The organism is Streptomyces asoensis (genome assembly GCF_013085465.1).
Taxonomy (GTDB): Bacteria; Actinomycetota; Actinomycetes; order Streptomycetales; family Streptomycetaceae; genus Streptomyces; species Streptomyces cacaoi_A.
Genome location: NZ_CP049838.1, coordinates 181,803 through 200,818 on the forward strand (window position 1 = coordinate 181,803; position 19,016 = coordinate 200,818).

A 19,016-nucleotide genomic window follows, 5' to 3' on the forward strand; every position below is an offset into this window, starting at 1 on the left:
GAACAAGCTCTTGCCTGCGCGACCGCAGACGGCCCGCCTGCCACATTGTTTCCACAGTTCCAAGTGCCGGGGTGCGGCACGAAAAAAGGGTCTCGAGGGGTCCCCCGAAGCGCCGAGGTCATACTGCACACCGACCGGGCTCGCCCCGAAGGCACCGAAACGAACTCAGTCCGGGCCTGTCCGGGATATTGACGTGCCAGCGACAACGGTGGCTTGATGGACAATACGCAGCATGGGAGCGCTCCCATGCGTGCGTACCGCACTCCCGCTCCCGCCCCACTTCGGGAAGGACACCCGTGCGCAGCAGACGCCACCCCCTCCTCGCCACTTTCCTGGCCGCCCTGCTCGTCTTCGCCGCCGGTTTCGGCCTGGCCGGCGCCCCGTCCGCCGCGGCCGCGACCCCGGTACGGATCATGCCGCTCGGCGACTCCATCACCGGCTCCCCGGGCTGCTGGCGCTCCCTCCTCTGGAACCAGCTACAGAACGCCGGTTACACCGACATCGACTTCGTCGGCACACTGAACGCCCAGAGCTGCGCCCTCACGCACGACGCCGACAACGAAGGCCACGGGGGCTTCCAGGCCACCGCCACCGCCGACCAGAACCTGCTGCCCAGATGGCTCGCGGCGACCCTGCCAGACATCGTTGTCATGCACTTCGGCACCAACGACGTCTGGAGCAGCATCGCGCCGGACACCCTCCTCGCCGCGTACACCAAGCTGGTCAGCCAGATGCGGGCCAGCAACCCGGCTATGAAGGTGCTGGTGGCCCAGCTCATCCCGATCAATCCGAGCAGCTGCGCCGAGTGCGCCGCTCGAACAGTAGCCTTCAACCAGCGCATTCCGGCGTGGGCCCATGGCATCACCACCGCGCAGTCGCCGGTAACCGTCGTCGACCAGTGGACGGGCTTCGACACGGCCACCGACACCTACGACGGCGTCCACCCCAACGCCTCCGGCGACGCCAAGATGGCGGCCCGCTGGTACCCGGCGCTGTCGGCCCTGCTCACCCCGGGTGACCCGGGGGACCCCGGGGACCCCGGGAGCGGTGGCTGCTCGGCGGCCTTCCGGGCGGTGTCAGTGTGGCAGGGCGGCTACCAGGGTGAGGTGACGGTCACCAACACCTCGTCCACGGCGGCGATCTCTTCCTGGGCGGTGACCCTCGTACTCCCGACGGGCAGCCAGCTCACCCAGGTCTGGAACGGCACGCCGACCGGGACGACGGTGCGCAACGCCGGGTGGAACGGCACGATGACGGCTGGGGCGAGCACCACCTTCGGCTTCCTCGCGAGTACCTCGGCTGCGGCGGGCACGCCTTCGGTGACGGCCACGTGTTCGGCGTCTTGAGACCGTCCGGTGGGCAGCGGGATGATCTCGAAGCATCACCGCCACGGTGGCGGTGCCGTGCGCGCCCATCCTGGTATGCGGCGTTGGGGTCCAACGGGGCACGTGCCCCGGGCTCTGAGCGGTCGTTGGATCTCGTTGCAGGTGAGCGGTATCAGCTCGTCGGGTGAGGGATGACGGTCGTGTTCGTTCGCGCGGACGACGGCGAGGAAGGCGTGCGCAAGCATGGCCAGGGTGCCCCAGCGGGACCAGGACGAGCAGCGCCGGACCTGGTGCTCGTCCAAGGCCGCCAAGCCCTTGCCGGACTGGAAAAACTCCTCGACCCGCCACCTTGGTCCAGCGACACGCACCAGGGTGGTCAGCGGCACTGCGGCCGGCGAGTAGCAGCGGTAGTAAGCGAGTTCGCCGGTGCTGCGGTTGCGGCGGTCAGCAACTGCCGGCTCCCGGGCCGGGGGTCGGTGAGGTCGATGACGGCCCAGTCGTAGAAGCGGTGGCCCTTGGCTCCGACCCCTGCGGACAGCTTCTGCCAGGCACTCTTGGGCACCTTCCTGGCCACCGTGTCCGCGCGGAACTTCCCGGCGCCTGTGGTGACTTCGTACGAGCAGGCCACCGCTAGGACGTAGCCGGTGCCGCGTTCCTCCAGCGCGGCGCGCAGCCTCGGGTTGCCGCCGTAGACCTCGTCTCCCGCGACCCATGCGGCCCGGTGGCCGGCGTCCAGGAATCGGGTGACCATGCGGGCGGCCAGCTCTGGCTTGGTCGCGAACTCCGTCTTGTCACCGAGTCCGGCGGCCCGGCAGCGGTCGGGGTCGGAGGTCCAGGAACGCGGAACATAGAGTTCCCGGTCGATCTCCGCGTGCCCTCGCGGGGTCGAGTAGGCGAGGTAAACGGCTACCTGGCTGTTCTCGACGCGTCCGGCGGTGCCGGTGTACTGGTGCTGGACACCGACAGTGTCGGTGCCTTCTTCACGTCGCCGGTCTCGTCGACCACCAGCACCGCCTCGTCGTCGTGCAGATGCTCCACCACGTAGTCACCCACTTCGTCGCGGACCTGGTCGGCGTCGCATTTGGCCCGCCCGAGCAGGTGCTGCATGCCGTCCGGGGTTCTGTCCCCGGCCCACTCGGCGATGGTCCAGCAGTTCTTGCGCGGCAGGTCCGGCAGCAGGCCGAGTACCAACTTCCGGGCTCGGCGCCGGGATTAGACCCGCGTGAACCGTCCCGCTATCCGGCTCATCAGGCCCTCGAACGCCTCCTGCCAGTGGGCAGGGTTTACGCTGTGACCTGCGGCCACCACGTGATCTTCAGTCTTCACACACCGATGATCAACGGTGGCCGCACCCGTCTCCACAGCGCGTCAGGCTCGCGCAGCGTCTGTCTGCCGTCCTGTGTCTGGAGGACTTGTGCAACGTGGCGAAGTCTGGTGGGTCCAGTTCGACGAGCGGAGGTTGGTCGTACTGCTGTCGGAAGACGACGCGTCCGGGATCCGGGTGATGCAGGTCGTCGCTCCGGCGGGCGTCGACATCAGCGGTCTGGGCATCGAAGTGATGGTGGGCGCCGGTGAAGGAGTGCCGTTCGAAGGCGTGCTGCGGCTCGCGTTCCCGCGTCCAGGCTTCACCCCGTGCACGTGGCTGACCACTGTGTCACGGGACGACCTGATAGAGCGGGCGGCCGTCCTGTCCTCGGCGAAGCTCAGCGAGATTGACGATGCCCTCCGACTCGCTGAACAAGCGCAGGAGCATACCCCGGCGACGACCGCGAAGCTCAGCGCGTTAAGGGACGCCCTCCGTCTCGGTGAACTCGGGTAGAGGGAGAAGGAGCCGACGGCGTGGGCGGTCTCGGCCAGGCTTCCGCGAACTGCAGCGCCGATGCGAGCGCATGTCCTCCAGCGTGCTCAGCACCCGCCTCGACGAGCTGACCGGCGCACGCCTGCTCACCCTGCACAGCGACGGCTACCACCTCACACCACTCCCTGGATGTCCAGGACGTCGCTCTTGGCCACGACGACGTGTCGGTCACTGATTACTCGGCCCTTGTAGCGGCTGTCGCGCGCCACAAGACACGCATGCCGACTCTCGCCACGTCCAACCCCGACGCCGCGTGGCGCGCGGCCGCGCTCCTGCACACCATCGTGCGTCTCGAACCGCTCCCCCACCGCAACAGCCTCTTCGCCGGCTTCGTCACCGGCCAATACATGGACCAGTCCGAAGAGGGCATCGACCCTCCCTATGGCGCTCTGTCCGACCTGATCAGAAAGGTCCGCGAGACCCGGCTGAGCACCTACGACGTCGCGGACGCTCTCCGCTCCTGGCGGATCTGAGGGGTTGTCCCGTATCCGTAGTGGGTAGCCAGTTGGACGCGACCGCCGGGCCCGTCTTCACCGTCACGTCGGCGCTCGCTCGTCCCCCATCCAGGGGGTGAAGAGTCTCTGTGCAGCTCAGAAGCATGATCAACCGTGCAGGCAGGTAGGGCACGCGAAGCGGCCCGGCGAGCACTGGGACGCAGCCCTTCGGACGACATCACGGGGGTGAGCCTATGAGCCACTGGGCGCTGCCGCATCCTGCCCACTACACGCCGTCCATGCCCCGGCAGCAGGACCAGGAATTGGTGAGCCCACGGGACCACAAGGTCCGCGTCCACCGGCACTGGCCCGACAGTCTGCTCGACGGGACCGGTCCGGCACCCTTCTTCCTGGTTGACACCTGGCGACCGTCTGACAATGCCGGACACCTCGCCTCGTGCACGCCGGAGACCTGCCGTCGTTGGGTCGAGGCCGCCCTCGCCTACGCCACCGCCGTGGACGAAGTCAGCGCTGAGTTGACCGCAGCCCACCAGGGCGCGGGGTCCGTCCCGCGCTGGAGGTACTTCGCCGCGCGCCGCGCCCTGCACGACTGGGAAAAGGCCCGAGAGCGCTACGAACAGACAGTGCGGGAAGCCGGCGAGGCCTACCAGCCGATCTGCCGGGAAATCTGGCATGCGGTGTGGGCCGAACACGACCGGGCGGGCTTACGGGCACGGGAAGAGGCCCAGGAGAAGCAGGAAGACGCCCGGGTGGAGGCGCAGGCCCGACGGCGGGCAACGGAGCTGGCCGAACGGCCGATCTGGGGCTGGTCGGTGGTGACGAGGAAGAAATGGAGCATCGCGTATGTCTTCCGGCACGACGTCCCCCACAGCGACGAGCGCGTGTCGGCCGCCCGACAGGACAGGCCGTGTGTCAACCTCCCGGAGCTGCGGCAGGCCCTCAGGGACCTGAATCCGGACCGGCTGCACTGGGACGACGCCGCGCTCGCCGAGACGGGACGCGAGTTGGACGGTGCGAGCTTCGGGCGCTGCTGGCGGGAGCTGTTCGGCGAGGATCACGGCACCTTCACGTCGATTTCGCCGTATTCCCCGCCAACCCGGCGCCCCACCGACCGGGACAACCCGAGTGGCGGCAGCGCCACCAGCGGCACGGGCGGCTATGGCAGCGGATTCAGCTGTGGCAGCTTCGGCGGCGGGTACTGACGCAGACACCGGATCGCAGCAGCGGCAACCGTTCGCATTCGAGCGGGAGGTCACCACCGCCCACTCTCCCGGACGGCTCCCCGGGCGCGTCACCGCTTCATGATCGCACCCTCCGCCAGGCCGGACAGGGAGTGGAGACCCTGGAGATCGCGCCGCGCCGCCCCACGCGCGTCGGGTAGCCGCACCTCGTTCCCCACCACGTCGCCGGCGAGGATGTTTCGCGAGTTGCCCGCGCCGACCTGCCTCCGGCCAGCCGTTGCCTGGAAGAGTCACCCCCTGCACGCCATGCGCCGCCCGCTGGGCACCGGTCCACGCACCGCTGCTGACCGTGACCTTGAACAGCACCCTCACCCACTGCGGGATGTCGTCGCCCAGGCTGTCGGTCACCAGTTCGTCGGCGGCGCCGAGGTGCTTCTCGGCCTGGCGCTCGTCGCCGAGGGCCGCGTGGACCCGCCCGGTCTGGGAGGCGACCAGCGGCCTGGTCGCGGGCAGGCCGGCCTTCGCTGCGGCGGCGCCCAGCAGTGCGAGCGGCGAGCGCTGCGATGCCTGGTCAGGCAGAGGCGAAAGCCTCCTCGGGGGCTTCGTCGAGGACGAATCCGTTGTCGAGCCGGACGCGGACCGTGACGCGAAGCATCCGTCGCTGGTAGGCGGCCCAGTGCTCTTCCAAGGCCCCCACCTGCTCCTCCAGTTGCTTTCTGCTCTCCGACGGCATCTGGTGGCCGAAGTCGTCGAGGAGCGACTTGAGGCGCAGGTACTCACGGGCCTCGTGGCTCTGCTGCCGGTGATGCTCGTCCACGCGCTCGACAGTGCCTTCGATGCCTGCTGCCAGTGCCACAGAGGCGGCGAAGGCACCCGTCTCCTCCGGGGGCTCCTCGGCTGGGGTCACCGACCCGGCCAACCGGAGGTCCGCCGCCAGCCGCACCCGTTGGCCCACGTTCAGCGTCATCGATCCTTCGTCTTCCTCGTCGGTCACCGGCCATCCGGTAAACGTGGCGATGCCAGGCGTACCGGAGAGGAAAGGATCATCCCACCCTCGCCGACCATCGCCTGCACACCGCGCGACGGGCAAACAGGAGCCCGAGACGGTCTGTCGGACCTGGCGAGAGCGGCTGAGCCTGTTCGTTGACGTGTGCGTAACCGAGTTCGCAACGGGCTCCCGGTGGACTGGCCTCTGTGGGAGGCCGACTTCACAAAGTGCGGGCCGTGCCGGCCGGGTGACAACTACCACTGATCCCGTGGGACCACGCACAGCTCGGACCGTCACACGATGGCCCGAGCTGTGATTTTTCATGGCCTTTGCGGGCTTTCATCTATTTCGCATACGGCGCAGGAAGCAGCCGGGTAGCTTGGCGCCCCTCAAGCCCGCTCTGCTTGTGAGGACCGATGTCCAACGCCACCCCAAGGCCCCAGCTGAGTACTGGGACACTTACAGGCCGCATCGCGGCCAGGACCTCCAGCCGCGCCCGGCGGCGGAACGCTTCGAGTGGACGGGCATTGCGGGGCACGGGCCTGGTTCGGAGTTCCTCGGATCGCCGACAACCGCCGTGGACTTCTCTCCCGTCCAGGTGAACAGAGCGCGGAGCTTCTAAGCCGACCTCCCCGGGCCGGAATTCGTCCACGCCGAGGCCTGCGCATTCCTCCGTGACGACCTGCGCCAGCGGGACGCCATCTACTCGACGTGGGGCGCTGTGAGAGACCTGCCGCCGTGTGGCCAGGCCGGTCATTCCCGCTGAGGTTCCGAGCCGCCGAAGTCCGGGCTGGTGTAGTCCGGGCTGGTGAAGCTCGGACGTGAGCCTCCCGGGAGGCCGTCGTCGGGGCTGCTGAAGCCGGGACGCTCGTAGCCGAGGTGCGGGATGCGGCCGGTCCGGTCCGGCTGGGCGGATTCGGAGCGCAGTGCCGCAGCCGCGCCGGGCTCGGCGAGTGCCTCCCGCAGAAACGGCAGGATGCCGCGCTCCATCAGCGCCTCACGCCACGCCTCCTTGGCCCGTGCCACATCCTCGCTCAGCGGGTCACCAGGGTCGGCGCCCGATGAGGTGGACGCCTCGCGCAGGGCGGTGGCGATCAGCCGGATCACTCCGCCAAGGCTCACCAGGATCATGGTCCCGCCCAGGACAAGCCCTGGGACGATCAGCCGGTCGGCCGCCACGGGTGCCGTGCCGAGCCACTTCAGGCCGTATCCCATCACCAGAAAGAGCAGGCCGAGCGCGCCGAGGAAGAGGGACGTGGTGATGGCGAGGGCAGCGGCCCTGCCTGGCTCCGGTGCGCTCCTCGCCGGGGCAGGTCCACGGCTGCGCGCAACGGGACGCGGGCGCGCGCCAAGGACAACCGCGGCGAGCCGCAGCCGGAGAGGCAGTCGACGGAATCCGGCCCTGCCCGGCTGTCTGCCCGCCCGGTGCTCGACGCCCAGGACGCCGGCGAGCACACGCCGACCGATTCCCGCGGTGCGGCGTGGCAGGCCAGCGGCGACACGCCGGCGCGGGATCGCCACCGGGTCGGCGGGATCGCGCAGTTCTTCGCGGACTTTCACGTAGTGCTGGTACTCGGCCGCCGCCGCCGCCGTGATGAGCGCGGTGGCGTTGAGGGCCATGGTGCGCAGCTGTTCGGGGTTGAGCCGCTGCCCGACGGCGGCCAGTTCCGGGTGGTGTGGGGCCAAGCGCAGCGCCTCGTCGAGGATCCGCTCGTACTCCTGGCGGTCCTCGGTGTTCAGGTGCTGCGGAACGCTGTTCACCATGGTTCCACCACCAGCCCGCACGGGGGCCGCAAGAGGGGCCGGGTCACGACGCCTCCTCGATCCGGCGGTCTGCGGCCGAGGGTTGCCCGGGCAGCGGGAGCGTCTCTGCGGTTCGGCTGCCGGGCGATTGCGCGGCGCCCAGAACGGCGTCGCTCACCGACTGCGCCTGGCCCAGCTGGGTGAGCAGCAGCGGTGCCGACATCCCAACAACCAGAGCGGCGTACGCCCCGCTGATCTGGCCAGTCGTGCCGAAGAGGACGGCGGCGCCGGCCCCCAGGGCGCTGTGCACGACAGCCGCCACCGAGTCGGCGACGGGATCCACGTAGTCCTGGAAGACCGGCACCTCGGCGTCCGGGCCAGCGGTCCCCTGCCGGTGCTCGCGGCGGGCCGCGTGCCACTGCGAGAACCCGGCGTAAGCGTCCAGGAGCCCGCGTAAGAGACCGCCGGACGCCCCCAGCAAGATCAGCGTTCCAACATCCATGGTCTCCCCCGGCTTCCGGACACGGCACGAGCGTAGGGCCGGCGCATTCCTGGGGGAAGCAGGGGGCACGGACGCTTGCCGGCGCCCGCCGTCGGTCGGTCGAGGGTCGCTGGTTTTCTCCCGACCCACGGGCCCGGCAGACCGGGAGGCGAGGGCCTCTCACACACCTACGACGGCTGATGTGCCGATGCAGGTCGACGAGCGACTGAGGGGGCTTCGGATTGGACACTTCCCTGAACCAGACCGGCCCCGATCGTGTCCTCAGTGCCATCTGCTGGGAAAGAGGCTCCCCCAGGGGCCATCTTCGCTGCCGGAACTGACGTGGACCGTTGGTTGGCCCAGATGTGAGGTTAGGCATCGGCGCCGAGGTCTTTACGCATGGCATCCCGAAGGGCCTGATATGCCCGGTCGTAGCGAAGCCGCCCGGTGACGTACTCGTTGCTGTCCCGACTGAATCCGTCAGCGACCACGTCACGCAGGTCACGAAGCCGCCGGAAAGAATCGTTGGACTTCTCGACCACGTAGCGCGGCGCGCAGATCGACAGCTCGTATCGCAGGCTTGTGCAGTGCATGAAGCTTCCGGGCAGGTCGACCGGGCGCCGGCGGCGCTACGCGCGCCGGGGCCCGCCGCGCCGCGTCAGGAGCGTGGTGACACACCCCGGATCCAAGTGGGTGCGCCCGGTTGTCCGCCACACGGTGGGACGGACAATTCGCGGCACCTTTCGGTTCTCCACAGACCACGTCCGGTCTGTGGCGGACCAACTGAAGCTCATTCTCCGCTCAGTGCGGGCGAGGGCAGTGCCCGTCTCGATAACGTGCCCTGTCGGTAAGGCCGTTGCCGTCGCGGGGAGCGCCCCACGGCGCTGCCGCTGTCGCGTCAGCGGCTTTTCGAGCACAGCGGCTGTGCACGCAGTTTCACACCCAGCCTCTCAGGATCCGTATCTCCATCATGTGCCCCACCTCGCTCCGCACGCCTCAGCAGCCCATTCGGGCGATAAAGACGACCGCGTCTCCCCTTCCCCCTGTCCACCAGACCCTTCGCGCTCCCCCGGGCGCCGCACCAGCTCCCATCACCTCGGGGACGGCCGTCGCTGCCACCCCTCGTTCGCCGGACACCGCATCGGAAAGCAGCGCCGAGGTCGGGCTGATCCCGAGGAGCTTCAAGTGATATCCGAAATGCATGAGTTGGCGGGCGATATCCAGTATCCGCTCGATCTGGCCGGGGTCTTCGCCTTCGCCGTCCACGGGGCGCTGATCGCCACACGCAAGGACTTCGACTTCTTCGGCACACTGCTGCTGGCCGAGTCCGCGGGTGTGGGCGGCGGTCTCTTCCGGGACCTGGTGCTGCGCACCCAACCCGTCGCGTTCACCGACCTCGGCTACGCGACCGCCCCTTTCCTGGCGACCCTGTTGGTGTTCTTCAGCTCCCGGGCGCAGTCCTGGAAGCTGGGCTGGCATCTGGCCGACGCGGGCGCGTTGGGCATCTTCTGCGTCACCGGCACCGTCAAAGCCCTGAATCACGGTCTGAACTCCCCCGCCGCCGCCGCTCTCGGGGTGACCACGGCAGTCGGCGGCGGGGTCGTCTGCTCAGTGCTGGCGCGTGAGGTCCCGTCGTCGCTCGTCTGGGACCGCGATCTCTACGTTGTGCCCGCGCTGCTCGGATCCGCTCTGGTGATCATGCTGCACGCCACCTCCACCCTCAGGGTGGCCACCGCGGTGGCGGCCGGGCTGCTCGCCTTCGCGCTACGTCTGTCGGCCGTGCGGCTGGGCTGGCGCACGCCGAGGTCTGCGCTGTGGCGCGTGGGGCGCAGCCCCAAAGTCCGGCACGCTGCCGGACGGGCGGCGGGAGAAGACCGCGCTGTCGTTGCCAGGCGGAGGACGTCTTCATGTGGGACCGGACCGACAACACCTCCTCCGGCCCGATCGAGGGCCCGTCCAAGGCGGCAACACTCGTCCAACTCAGCAAGGACAGCAGCAAGGTCGTCTACCTTTCGGGCTCCGACACCTACGGCCACGACGAGAGCTCGGGCACCGACCAACTGATGCCGAACGTGCGAGGCGTGGCCATCGGTCCCACCGGCCTCTATCCGCTGTACGCCCCGCACGACACGAACGGACCGTCGCTCAACTGCGCGACCTGGACACGGGCACCGACGAGATCGTCTCCGCCCAGCCCGCCTCGGCCGGGACCGACGCGGTCAGCACCGGTGGGCGCGACGGGGTCTTCCACTCCGCGGCCGACGACATCGTGCCCGGCGACGCCAACGGCAAGTCGGCCGTCTTCATCCGCCGCTTTTACTGATCGCCCCGGCCTCCACGACCTTCTCCAGCGCAATGCTGATCAGGTCCGCCGGGCGGTTCTTCGCCGTGGCTTCCTTCCGGATCGACGCCTCGCGGCCCTGCGGGAGTTCTTGACCATTCTCGCGGCGTCCAGGAACACCAGGGACCACGGCCTACCTGATTGCCGAGGCCCTGGTGCGCGGTGTGGCGGCTGGGCAGGCTAGTTTGCTCGGGTGAGTCTCCTTGATGATGTAGCTGAGCGCGACGGCTGGCGCTGCTGGGTGTGCGACGAACCGGTCGACCCCGACAAGTCGGTGAACGACCCGCAGGGGCCCAGCGTTGACAGCCGGACCGCCGACCGGAAGGCCAAGGTCGCCGAGCGGCTCGCGCACCGTGGGTGCAACACCCGCAAGGGCGCGGTCAAGGCGGTCATCGCCTGGCCGGACCGCCTGTACGTGGTCGAACCCGCGCCGCTGATCGCCGTTGCCGCGAGGCTGGAGCGCAAGGGGGGCCGCGAGATGGTGGGCCGTTGCCCGACCAGGCAGGACGCCCAAGAAGCGGCGGATTGGCTGGTGGACCGGTTCTCCCGACTGGTACCGGGACTGCCGGTGACCGCCGGCATCGAGGCGGGCGGCGGCCAGTTCCTCGTCATCCTGGCCACCGGCCACCGCTGACCGAGGATCCCTGGGTCTCATGTGTCACCCGCCCGCTCACCAGAGCCAATCGGCTGCCGTCGGGCTTGACGCTTGCCCAGCCATGAGCGCCTTTTTGACGATCGTCCTTTTGGGGTGACCGGCCGGCTCTGGCGGTACTGGTGCAGTGCCGGATGGCGACCGCCGAACAGATGCACCAGATCATCGCCCCGGGGGGTGCGGATCGAGCACACCCGGCGCAGGTTGGCCGAACTCCGAGCCGAGGGCCTGGTCAACCGCACCCTGCCGCAGGCCGGGCGAACCCGGGTGTGGTTCGCCACCGCGTACGGGGTGCAGGTCGCCGCGGAGTGGCCGGAGCTGCGCGGTCGGCGGCCCCCGAAGCCGGCGTCGGGTCCGGTCGCCACGTGGCTGCGGGTGAGCCACACCCTCACGGTGCATGATCGTCACCCGTCACCCCCGCTCCGGTGAGCTGTCCCTGCCTCGAGACGACGGGCCGGTACGGAGCAGCCGGAACGGCCCGCCTGGCGAGGAATCGCACCCGCTCGGTCTGTGCCGTCTCAGTGATACGTGCTGTCTCCACCGACACGTTGAGCCACCGCTGAGCAATCTTCACCACGGCGTTGACGACAGAGACTGACGGCCTCGGTCACCACCGTTCCGACGATCACAGGCTCCATGCCTCGCTCCTTCCTTTCACAGAAGCGCCCATCCCACTCACTCGCATCACAACAGTGCTTCTTGCGCGGCGTGTTGTGGCCTCTGCCAGGTCAGGCCCAGGTCAGGCGCCACCGAAGCAAGTGGAACCGTCGGCTCCTGACGCGGCGCGGCGGGCCCCGGCGCGCGTAGCGCCGCCGGCGCCCGGTCGACCTGCCCGGAAGCTTCATGCACCTGCAATGATCCGTCTCGGTCCGGGCTGGTAGACATGGTGGCGTGAGCATTCCAGTGCTGCTGCACCGCAGGTTGTACGTGGATCTGGCGCGTGTCGACGCGTCGATGTGTCGCCGCGTCTGACGTCGCCTTCGCCTGTCCAGCAGGCGGCGACCCCGGCATGACATCCCCGTAACGGCAGCACGCAGAGGGAGAGCCATGAGCACTGTCGCGAGCTACGAGATCCGGCGGGCGGGACCGCGGTTCGGTGCGGAGGTGACCGGCATCGATCTGAAGTCGGGCCTCGACGACCGCACAGCCGAGGAACTGCGCCGCGCCTTCCGGGAACACAAGGTGCTGGTCTTCCGCGGCCAGCATCTGACTGCCGCTCAGCACGTCGAGGCGGTGCGTGTCTTCGCGGAACCGTTCGACCACCCGACCGCCGTGAAGGATCCCGCCCATGCGCTGGTCTACCCCTACGACGTCCGGAAGACGGGCAAGGCCAGTACCTGGCACATCGGCGGTCTGTGGCGGCAGCCCGTCTTCGCGATCGAGTCGCTGACGTACGAAGTGGTGCCCGAGCTGGGTGGGCACACACTCTGGGCCGATCTCCAGGCTGCGTACGACGACCTGTCCGAGCCGTTCAAGGTGCTGCTCGGATCGGTCGGCGCGGTCTACGACGGCAATGCGGGGAATTACGCGCAAGCCAGCAAGCGGACCCCGGTCGGGGAGACCGTCGAGCATCCGGTCGTCCTCGAACACCCCGAGACGGGCCGGAAGGGGCTGTTCATCAGCACGTCGGCGATCGGCCTGACCGGCCTCACGCCGTCGGAGGGGAAGGTGCTCCTCGACCATCTGCTGCGGCACGCGTCGTCGCCCGACTACACGATCCGGTTCGGCTGGGACCCGGGCGACTTCGTGCTCTGGGACAACCGGGCGACCTGGCACTACGCCGTGGACGACTACGGCGACGGCGCCCGCGCCTACCGCAAGGTCATCGGAGTGGAGCCGGTCCGGCAACCCGCAGTCTGACCAGGGGCGGTGAAGTCCTCGCCATCACCGAGGACTTCGCGCCCATCCGTACCAGCCTGGGCGCCGCCGCCCACTAGATCGCCTTCGCCCGCGCGACCGCTGACCCGATCGTCTTCATCGAGGCGGCGAGATCGTCGATCTTGCGCCCCCTCCGTGCCCTCGGCAAGCCCGAGCACGAGCGGACCAAGGACCTCAAGAGCAAGGTCGTCCGACCCACCGCAGTCCACCGCGACCCCACGGCGCATCCACGATCTCCCCCACTCCACCACCTTCTCCCTAGCGACAAGGAACGGCCATGTCCGGTCGCTGCGCCCCATGACCGGCCCCCTCATGGTGGAGGCCGCCTCCACCACGGCCTACGGCGTCGTCTTCACCTTCCTGCCGCTGACCGCCTCGGCCGCACCCGGGGCGCTGCTTGCCGCGCAGGCCCCCACCGTGCTCTCCCGGCTCGGCGCCGGGTGGCTCATCGACAGGTACGGCGGCCGCCAGGTGCTCTTGCCCGCCGTTCTGGCCACGACGATCGGCACCGCCTCGGCCGCGGCATCGCACGCGCCGGCTCTGTTGCCGGCCGGTACCGCCCTGTTCGGAGCGGGCTTCGGCGCGGTCCAGAGCGCCACCCTGGTCCTCGCCGTGCAGGTGGCCGGCGACCGCCCCGGCGGCCTCGGCGTGGCCGGGGTCGCGTGGAACGTCGCCTTCGACGGCGGTACCGGGATCGGATCGCTCGCGGGCGGCCCCCTGCTCTCCCTCGGCGGCCCGTCCGCCCTCTTCCCGGCGACGGCGGCCGTGCTGGCCGCATTCTTCCTCCTGGACCTTCGCAGAGCACATCTGCCGGATTCGAAAAATTGCGGTTCATCTCAGGACAACTGACCGACCGCCACTCCCCGTGCATTCGCTCCACCGGAAGCCTCCGACAACTGCACGCCGTTGAGCCCCAGTTGCTAGTGTTGGGTCATGCGGATCGGTGTGAATGTCCCCAACTTCGGTCCGGGTGCGAACCCGGACAACCTGGCCCGCTGGGCCAAAACCTCGGAGGGTCTCGGATTCGACCTGTTGATGCTCTCCGACCATGTGGCGATCACATCGGATGTCGCCAGGCAATATCCCGCCCCATTTTACGAACCTTTCACAACTCTCTCCTGGCTGGCCGGAATCACGACGAGGATAGAGCTGGGCACGACGGTGCTCATCGCGCCCTACTGGCCCCCTCTGCTGGTCGCCCGCATGGCCGCCAACCTGCAACAACTCAGCGGCGGCCGACTGATCCTCGGCGTCGGGGTCGGTTGGGCACGGGAGGAGTTCGAGGCGCTGGGCGTCCCGTTCGAACGGCGTGGTGCTCTGACCGACGAACACCTGCGGACCATACGCGCCGCATGGGAAAACGACGACGACTATCGCTGCGGACAGATTCCCATCTGGGTCGGCGGCAACAGCGACGCCGCAATACGGCGTGCCGTTCGACTTGGCTCTCCATGGCATCCACTGCGGTTCACGATGCCCTGGTTCAGGGACGCTTTGGATCGGCTGAAGGATATTTCGGCCGAGCTCGATCAGCAGGTACCGGAGTTGGCGCCGCGCATCTATCTCCGGCTCACGGAAAAGCCGATCGCCGACCCGGATCGCCGGGCCGGCGAGGGAACCCTCGAGCAGATTCTCGAGGACATCGAGGAATTGCGCCTCGCCGGTGCCGAAACCGTGCTGCTCGATCCGTACCACGGCGATCCGAACGAAACCCTGCGGCCCGAGGCGGCATGGCAGGCACTGGCGACCGTGGCCGCGCACCGCCCCTAGCCGACACCCCAACGAGACGGAGCAACAGTGGCCCTCAACGACCACGACCTTCCCGCGAGCGGCGCCGACCGCTCCACCACCGTCACCGAAGCCGAACTGCCCTATCTGCGCCGCTGCATCGAGCTGGCGGCCGAGGCGGTGGAGGCCGGCGACGGGCCGTTCGGATCCGTGCTCGTCGATGCGGACGGCAAGATCCTTGCCGAGGACCGTAACCGCGAGTCCACCACGGGCGACCCGACCCGGCACCCCGAATTCGAACTCGCCCGCTGGGCCGCGACCCACCTGAGCGCAGAGGAGCGGGCCACGGCGACCGTGTACACCTCGGGTGAGCACTGCCCGATGTGCGCGGCCGCCCACGGGTGGGCAGGACTGGGCCGCATCGTGTACGCCAGCTCGTCCCAGCAGGCTCGGGACTGGAAGGCGGAGTGGGGCGTCCCCGTCACCTCGCCCTTGAGTCCGCTGTCCATCCAGGACGTCGTGCCCGGTCTCGAGGTGGCAGGTCCCGTCCCGGAACTCGCCGAACAGGTACGTGAGTTGCAATGGCGCTTCCGCACCGGGAGCAGCGCGAGCGGCTGACGGTGGCACGAACACCGGGGCCTGGCAGCGGAATCGCTGCCAGGCCCTGTTCGTTGCCGTGGGTTCGCGGGTCAGACCATGCACCGGTCGTACTTCGCCATGTGCTCCTACAGTTCCTCCAGGCTGGGGTTGCGCCCGTTGGCCGTCAAGCGCCCCAGGCCGCGGAAGTAGTCCTCACGGTTGCAGATCGGGTAGAACATGATCAGCAGCGTGGCGTCCTCGTTGCCCCTGTTCGTGAAGCCGTGCGGCTCGCCCTTGGGCATGTGGGCGAACGCGCCGGGTTCGCCCACCACCTTGCGGTCGCCGATGGTGAACTCGATCTCGCCCTTCACCACGCAGAACGCCGTTGCGGGCAGGCCCGTCTCCACATGCGCCTTCTCACGGGCGGCCTGCTCTCCGCCCTCCCCTCGGGAGCCGACCACGACAACCTGATGTCCCTACCATGCGGCTGCATCGACGCGGCGACAGGGAAACCGGCATCCGAGACTGAAATCAGGCAGTGCACAACCTGGCAGCCCGACCGGCTGTCGAACCCCGCCCAGCGGCCCCTGCTCCCGGTCTAGGTCAACGCGTGCTGTTGGCGCGAGGCGAAGTCGGATGACTTGGTGCAGCTCAGTGCTGGTGTCGTCGACAAGCGGATGCGACATGTGTGGTGCCGTCGCCGGATCGAGCGAACGGGGTCAGGGCGACCAGGCGGTGCACGTCGGCTCGTGGTCGGTCCAGATCCCGAGACTCGGAGCCGGCGAGCGTTCGTGGTCAACGCACTGGCCGAGCTACAGGAACTCGCTTCGGTAGGTCGAGGCCAATTCGGCAGCGCGGCGGCGGCGTTCCGCGAGCTCGCTCTCCGACAGCTGCGGCGGCGGCGCGTCCTTGCCGGCGACGACGTCACCGATGCGCATGAAGTACTCGTCCTGGCCGGCGGGGGTGCACATGCACAGCATGCGGGCCGGTGCACCCGATGCGTTGCGGAAGTTGTGCGGCGCGTTGGCCGGGATGTTGATCGTGGACCCGGCCCGTACGGTGTGCTTCTCGCCGCGGAAGGTGAACTCGATCTCGCCCTCGAGGAGCGTGAACATCTCCTCGAAGTCGTGCCGGTGCGGCGGCGGGCCTCCGCCGTCGGGGACGCGCATGTCGATCAGGCAGTATCGGCCGTTGGTCTGCTCACCGGTGACCAGCATGGCGTACGTGTTGCCCACCAGCGAGACATACGTCGTGCCGGGGTCGTCGGGGTTCGCCACGGTCAGCGAGCGCGACGGATCGTCGTCGGGGATCATCGTGGTCGTCTCCTTCACAGGTCGGTCGGGTGGGCGTCAGGCGCCGGGCGTGACGACGACCTTGCCGCTGGGCAGTGCGCCCGCGGCGGCGTCGGCGTGCAGGGCCGGCAGCTCGGCCAGCGGCACCCGCCGGGCGACCTCGATGCGCAGCTCGCCGCCGTCGATCAGCTCCGCCAGGTGCGACAGCTGCTCCGCGTCGCTGCGGACGAACAGGTCGATGCCGCATACGCCGCGCTCCTCGTCGGTGGGCGCGGGCATCCACACGGTGGTGTTCACCAGGACACCGCCGGGGCGGATCAGGCCGAGGAGCGCATCCAGCTGTGCCGGTTCGACCGGCGCGAGGTTGAGCACGACGTCGACCGGCCGGCTCACCGCCGCGACGACGTCGGCGGTCGTGTGGTCGATGACCTCGTCCGCACCCGCGGCCGTGACGCGCCGGCTGCTGCGCGGACCGGCCGTGGCGATCACGAAGGCGCCGGCCTGCTTGGCCAACTGCACGGCGTAGCCGCCGACCGCTCCGCCCGCGCCGTTGATCAGCACGCGCTGCCCCGTCGTCAACTTGGCCTGCTCGAACAGCGCCTGCCACGCGGTCAGGCCCACCAGCGGCAGCGCGGCCGCGTCGGACAGCGCGACGCTCTTGGGCGCCGGCGTCAGGGCCTCAGCCGGTGCCAGGACGTACTCGGCGGCGGCGCCGGGTCCCTCCATCGGCAGGAAGCCGATGACCTGGTCCCCGACCTGGATGCCGGTCACGCCCTCGCCGAGCGCGTCGACCGTGCCGGCGACGTCGATGCCGGGTGTGTGCGGCAGCGTCACAGGGATCGGCCCCTGCATGAAACCGGCGCGGATGTTGGCGTCGACCGGGTTGAACGACGTCGCCGCAACACGGACCCGCACCTGCCCGGCGCTCGGAACCGGCTGCTCCGCGTCCTCGTAACGCAGGACATCGGGGTCACCGTACTGGTGGAAACGCACTGCTTTCATAGTTTCTTACTGCTTTCACCGGAGGGGTCGCGTCAGTATCGCTTCGCATGCGAAGCAAGGCATGGTGCCTGTGGCGCCGGGTGCAGCCGCCAGGCGGTAGATCGTTATGGGGGTTGAAGCGCAGCCAAGCGTAGGAACGGTCGTGCGTAGAAAGCGTGTACCTTCGCGACACGGGATGGGATTCCGGCGACATCCTCATCAGGGCGGAGGACACATGACGAGCAGGCCGCGTTTCCTTGGTCCGGGCGGCAAGGTGGGCACATTCAAGGTCGACGCCGACTCCACCGGCACCGGTCGCGGAACGTGGGAACCGTTCATCGACACCTGGAACGAGCGTATGGGGGACCTGTACCCGCTGCCGGAATTCAGCGCTCCCACGGTCGACGGCTTCCGGGGAACGATGCGCTCGGTGACCCTGGAAGACACCGCCATCAACGAACTCTGGGCATCCTCACCCGTGAGCACCCAGGCAGTCGGAACGCACGAGCACGATCAGATCAGGTTGTACGTCGGGCTGCGCGGCGCGGTGGCCCTCCAGGACCCGCACGATCAGGGCGGTGACGCGTACGTCTCGGCCGACACCTACTTCATGCACCATGTCGTGACGGAGAATCACTTCCACACCACGCCCGTGATCGGCACGCGCATCTTCATCTTTCCCGGCGACGCTCTGCGCTCCCTGGTCGCCGGTGAACCACGCACCGGTCAGGCCACCTCGCCCGCGTCACAGATGCTCATGGCACACACCAGCATGGTGCAGCGGACCGTGAGCGACCTCAGCCCGGCGGGAGCGCACGCGTCCCGCAACGCCCTGCTCGAACTCGCCAAAGGGCTGATCCTCGACCACTTCGACGACCGCGAGCCCACCTTCACCCCGGCGCTGGCGCAGGCGGCCAAGGACCTGGCCGAGGCCCGGCTCACCGACGCCGAGTTGTCGCCAGCCGCGATAGCCGCGCAACTGCACGTATCAGTACGCACCTTGCAGCGGGCCTTCGCGAGTCTGGACGAGTCGTTCAGCGCCTACATCCGCCGCCGGCGCCTGGAGGAAGCGGCCGAGGCGCTCACCGCCTCCGGATCACGACTCAGCGTCTCCGAGGCCGCCGCACTCTGGCATTTCACCGACAGCAGCCACTTCATCCGCGCGTTCAAGAAGCAATATCATGCGACACCAGCGCAATTCGCACGCCGCCTGACGTGACGACTCAGCCGGCCGCCGCGCGGAGCAGCGCCGGGAGGGTCGCGAGGCTGTCCACCACGTGCCCCGGTGTGACCACGGTTGCTGCCGAGCCCGCGGGGTCCAGTGTGTTGCGGCTCCCTTCTGGTTCAGGGCACGGGTCAGCTCGCGGTTGGCCGCTCGGGCAGCTTCCAGCTCCGCGTCCCTCTCCTCCAGCCGCGTCGATGGCGCAAGGTTTCCACGGGCGCTCGTGGCCACAGAAGTGCGCTGACCGACACGCGGCTCCCGCTACCAGCCCGACGCCGGCCAGACGGCCAGACGGTCAGACGGTCAGACGGT

General features: G+C 69.0%; 19 protein-coding genes and 2 pseudogenes. 12 read left to right on the forward strand and 9 right to left on the reverse strand.

Annotation, left to right across the window (positions count from 1 at the left end; translation table 11 throughout):
* The first annotated feature begins 296 nt into the window (after nt 1-296).
* A complete protein-coding gene (locus G9272_RS00850; protein ID WP_171394717.1) occupies nt 297-1,346 on the forward strand; it encodes a GDSL-type esterase/lipase family protein in 1,050 nt (349 codons plus the stop codon).
* Nucleotides 1,347-1,381: 35 nt separating this feature from the next.
* On the opposite strand, the pseudogene G9272_RS44640 reads toward G9272_RS00850, so the two are convergent.
* Nucleotides 1,382-2,516: pseudogene (locus G9272_RS44640) on the reverse strand (IS701 family transposase).
* A 223-nt stretch (nt 2,517-2,739) separates the two neighbouring features.
* Here G9272_RS44640 and G9272_RS00865 point away from each other — a divergent pair.
* The 3 genes from G9272_RS00865 to G9272_RS00875 all read left to right on the forward strand — a co-directional run bounded on the left by G9272_RS00865 (nt 2,740) and on the right by G9272_RS00875 (nt 4,840).
* Complete coding sequence (locus tag G9272_RS00865) at nt 2,740-3,144, forward strand: type II toxin-antitoxin system PemK/MazF family toxin (protein ID WP_171394719.1); 405 nt, start codon at nt 2,740-2,742, stop codon at nt 3,142-3,144.
* Between the two features lie 164 nt (nt 3,145-3,308).
* Nucleotides 3,309-3,656 (forward strand): toxin Doc, encoded by a 348-nt coding sequence (locus G9272_RS00870; protein ID WP_171401760.1) that lies wholly within the window; start codon nt 3,309-3,311, stop codon nt 3,654-3,656.
* 215 nt (nt 3,657-3,871) lie between these two features.
* Nucleotides 3,872-4,840: a hypothetical protein gene (locus G9272_RS00875; protein WP_171394720.1), complete on the forward strand. Its 969-nt coding sequence runs from the start codon at nt 3,872-3,874 to the stop codon at nt 4,838-4,840.
* A 550-nt stretch (nt 4,841-5,390) separates the two neighbouring features.
* On the opposite strand, the gene G9272_RS00880 is transcribed toward G9272_RS00875, so the two are convergent.
* The 4 genes from G9272_RS00880 to G9272_RS00900 all read right to left on the reverse strand — a co-directional run bounded on the left by G9272_RS00880 (nt 5,391) and on the right by G9272_RS00900 (nt 8,624).
* A complete protein-coding gene (locus tag G9272_RS00880; RefSeq protein ID WP_253267637.1) occupies nt 5,391-5,813 on the reverse strand; it encodes a hypothetical protein in 423 nt (140 codons plus the stop codon).
* Between the two features lie 747 nt (nt 5,814-6,560).
* Nucleotides 6,561-7,571, reverse strand: a complete 1,011-nt coding sequence (locus G9272_RS44925) for a hypothetical protein (protein WP_253267638.1) — start codon at nt 7,569-7,571, stop codon at nt 6,561-6,563.
* Between the two features lie 43 nt (nt 7,572-7,614).
* Nucleotides 7,615-8,052: a hypothetical protein gene (locus tag G9272_RS00895; RefSeq protein WP_171394721.1), complete on the reverse strand. Its 438-nt coding sequence runs from the start codon at nt 8,050-8,052 to the stop codon at nt 7,615-7,617.
* A 350-nt stretch (nt 8,053-8,402) separates the two neighbouring features.
* Nucleotides 8,403-8,624 carry a hypothetical protein gene (locus G9272_RS00900; protein ID WP_171394722.1) on the reverse strand — a complete coding sequence of 74 codons (222 nt, stop codon included), beginning with the start codon at nt 8,622-8,624 and terminating at the stop codon, nt 8,403-8,405.
* Nucleotides 8,625-9,228: 604 nt separating this feature from the next.
* Between G9272_RS00900 and G9272_RS00905 the strand changes: the two are divergent.
* Nucleotides 9,229-9,840 (forward strand): annotated as a pseudogene (locus G9272_RS00905) (trimeric intracellular cation channel family protein); the annotation flags it as partial.
* A gap of 336 nt (nt 9,841-10,176) precedes the next feature.
* On the opposite strand, the gene G9272_RS46055 reads toward G9272_RS00905, so the two are convergent.
* Nucleotides 10,177-10,338 (reverse strand): hypothetical protein, encoded by a 162-nt coding sequence (locus G9272_RS46055; protein ID WP_171394723.1) that lies wholly within the window; start codon nt 10,336-10,338, stop codon nt 10,177-10,179.
* Nucleotides 10,339-10,565: 227 nt separating this feature from the next.
* On the opposite strand from G9272_RS46055, the gene G9272_RS00915 reads away from it, so the two are divergent.
* From G9272_RS00915 to G9272_RS00940, 6 genes are all read left to right on the forward strand, one after another.
* Nucleotides 10,566-11,006, forward strand: coding sequence for a hypothetical protein (locus G9272_RS00915; RefSeq protein ID WP_171394724.1), 441 nt, complete (start codon nt 10,566-10,568; stop codon nt 11,004-11,006).
* Nucleotides 11,007-11,228: 222 nt separating this feature from the next.
* The gene (locus G9272_RS00920) at nt 11,229-11,453 is read left to right on the forward strand and encodes a hypothetical protein (protein WP_253267639.1); all 225 of its coding nucleotides are present in this window, start codon (nt 11,229-11,231) and stop codon (nt 11,451-11,453) included.
* A gap of 618 nt (nt 11,454-12,071) precedes the next feature.
* A complete protein-coding gene (locus G9272_RS00925; protein WP_171394725.1) occupies nt 12,072-12,884 on the forward strand; it encodes a TauD/TfdA dioxygenase family protein in 813 nt (270 codons plus the stop codon).
* 315 nt (nt 12,885-13,199) lie between these two features.
* Entirely contained in the window at nt 13,200-13,751 is a 552-nt protein-coding gene (locus G9272_RS00930; protein WP_171394726.1) for an MFS transporter, read from the forward strand.
* Nucleotides 13,752-13,835: 84 nt separating this feature from the next.
* Nucleotides 13,836-14,672, forward strand: coding sequence for an LLM class flavin-dependent oxidoreductase (locus G9272_RS00935; protein ID WP_171394727.1), 837 nt, complete (start codon nt 13,836-13,838; stop codon nt 14,670-14,672).
* 27 nt (nt 14,673-14,699) lie between these two features.
* Entirely contained in the window at nt 14,700-15,248 is a 549-nt protein-coding gene (locus G9272_RS00940) for a nucleoside deaminase (RefSeq protein WP_171394728.1), read from the forward strand.
* 107 nt (nt 15,249-15,355) lie between these two features.
* Here G9272_RS00940 and G9272_RS00945 read toward each other — a convergent pair whose 3' ends face one another.
* From G9272_RS00945 to G9272_RS00955, 3 genes are all read right to left on the reverse strand, one after another.
* Nucleotides 15,356-15,670 carry a cupin domain-containing protein gene (locus G9272_RS00945; RefSeq protein WP_171394729.1) on the reverse strand — a complete coding sequence of 105 codons (315 nt, stop codon included), beginning with the start codon at nt 15,668-15,670 and terminating at the stop codon, nt 15,356-15,358.
* Between the two features lie 351 nt (nt 15,671-16,021).
* Entirely contained in the window at nt 16,022-16,522 is a 501-nt protein-coding gene (locus tag G9272_RS00950) for a cupin domain-containing protein (RefSeq protein WP_171394730.1), read from the reverse strand.
* 36 nt (nt 16,523-16,558) lie between these two features.
* The gene (locus tag G9272_RS00955; RefSeq protein WP_171394731.1) at nt 16,559-17,503 is read right to left on the reverse strand and encodes an NADP-dependent oxidoreductase; all 945 of its coding nucleotides are present in this window, start codon (nt 17,501-17,503) and stop codon (nt 16,559-16,561) included.
* 214 nt (nt 17,504-17,717) lie between these two features.
* Between G9272_RS00955 and G9272_RS00960 the strand changes: the two genes are divergently transcribed.
* On the forward strand, nt 17,718-18,701 hold the full coding sequence (locus tag G9272_RS00960) for a helix-turn-helix domain-containing protein (RefSeq protein ID WP_253267640.1): 984 nt from the start codon (nt 17,718-17,720) through the stop codon (nt 18,699-18,701).
* The last annotated feature ends 315 nt before the right edge of the window (nt 18,702-19,016 follow it).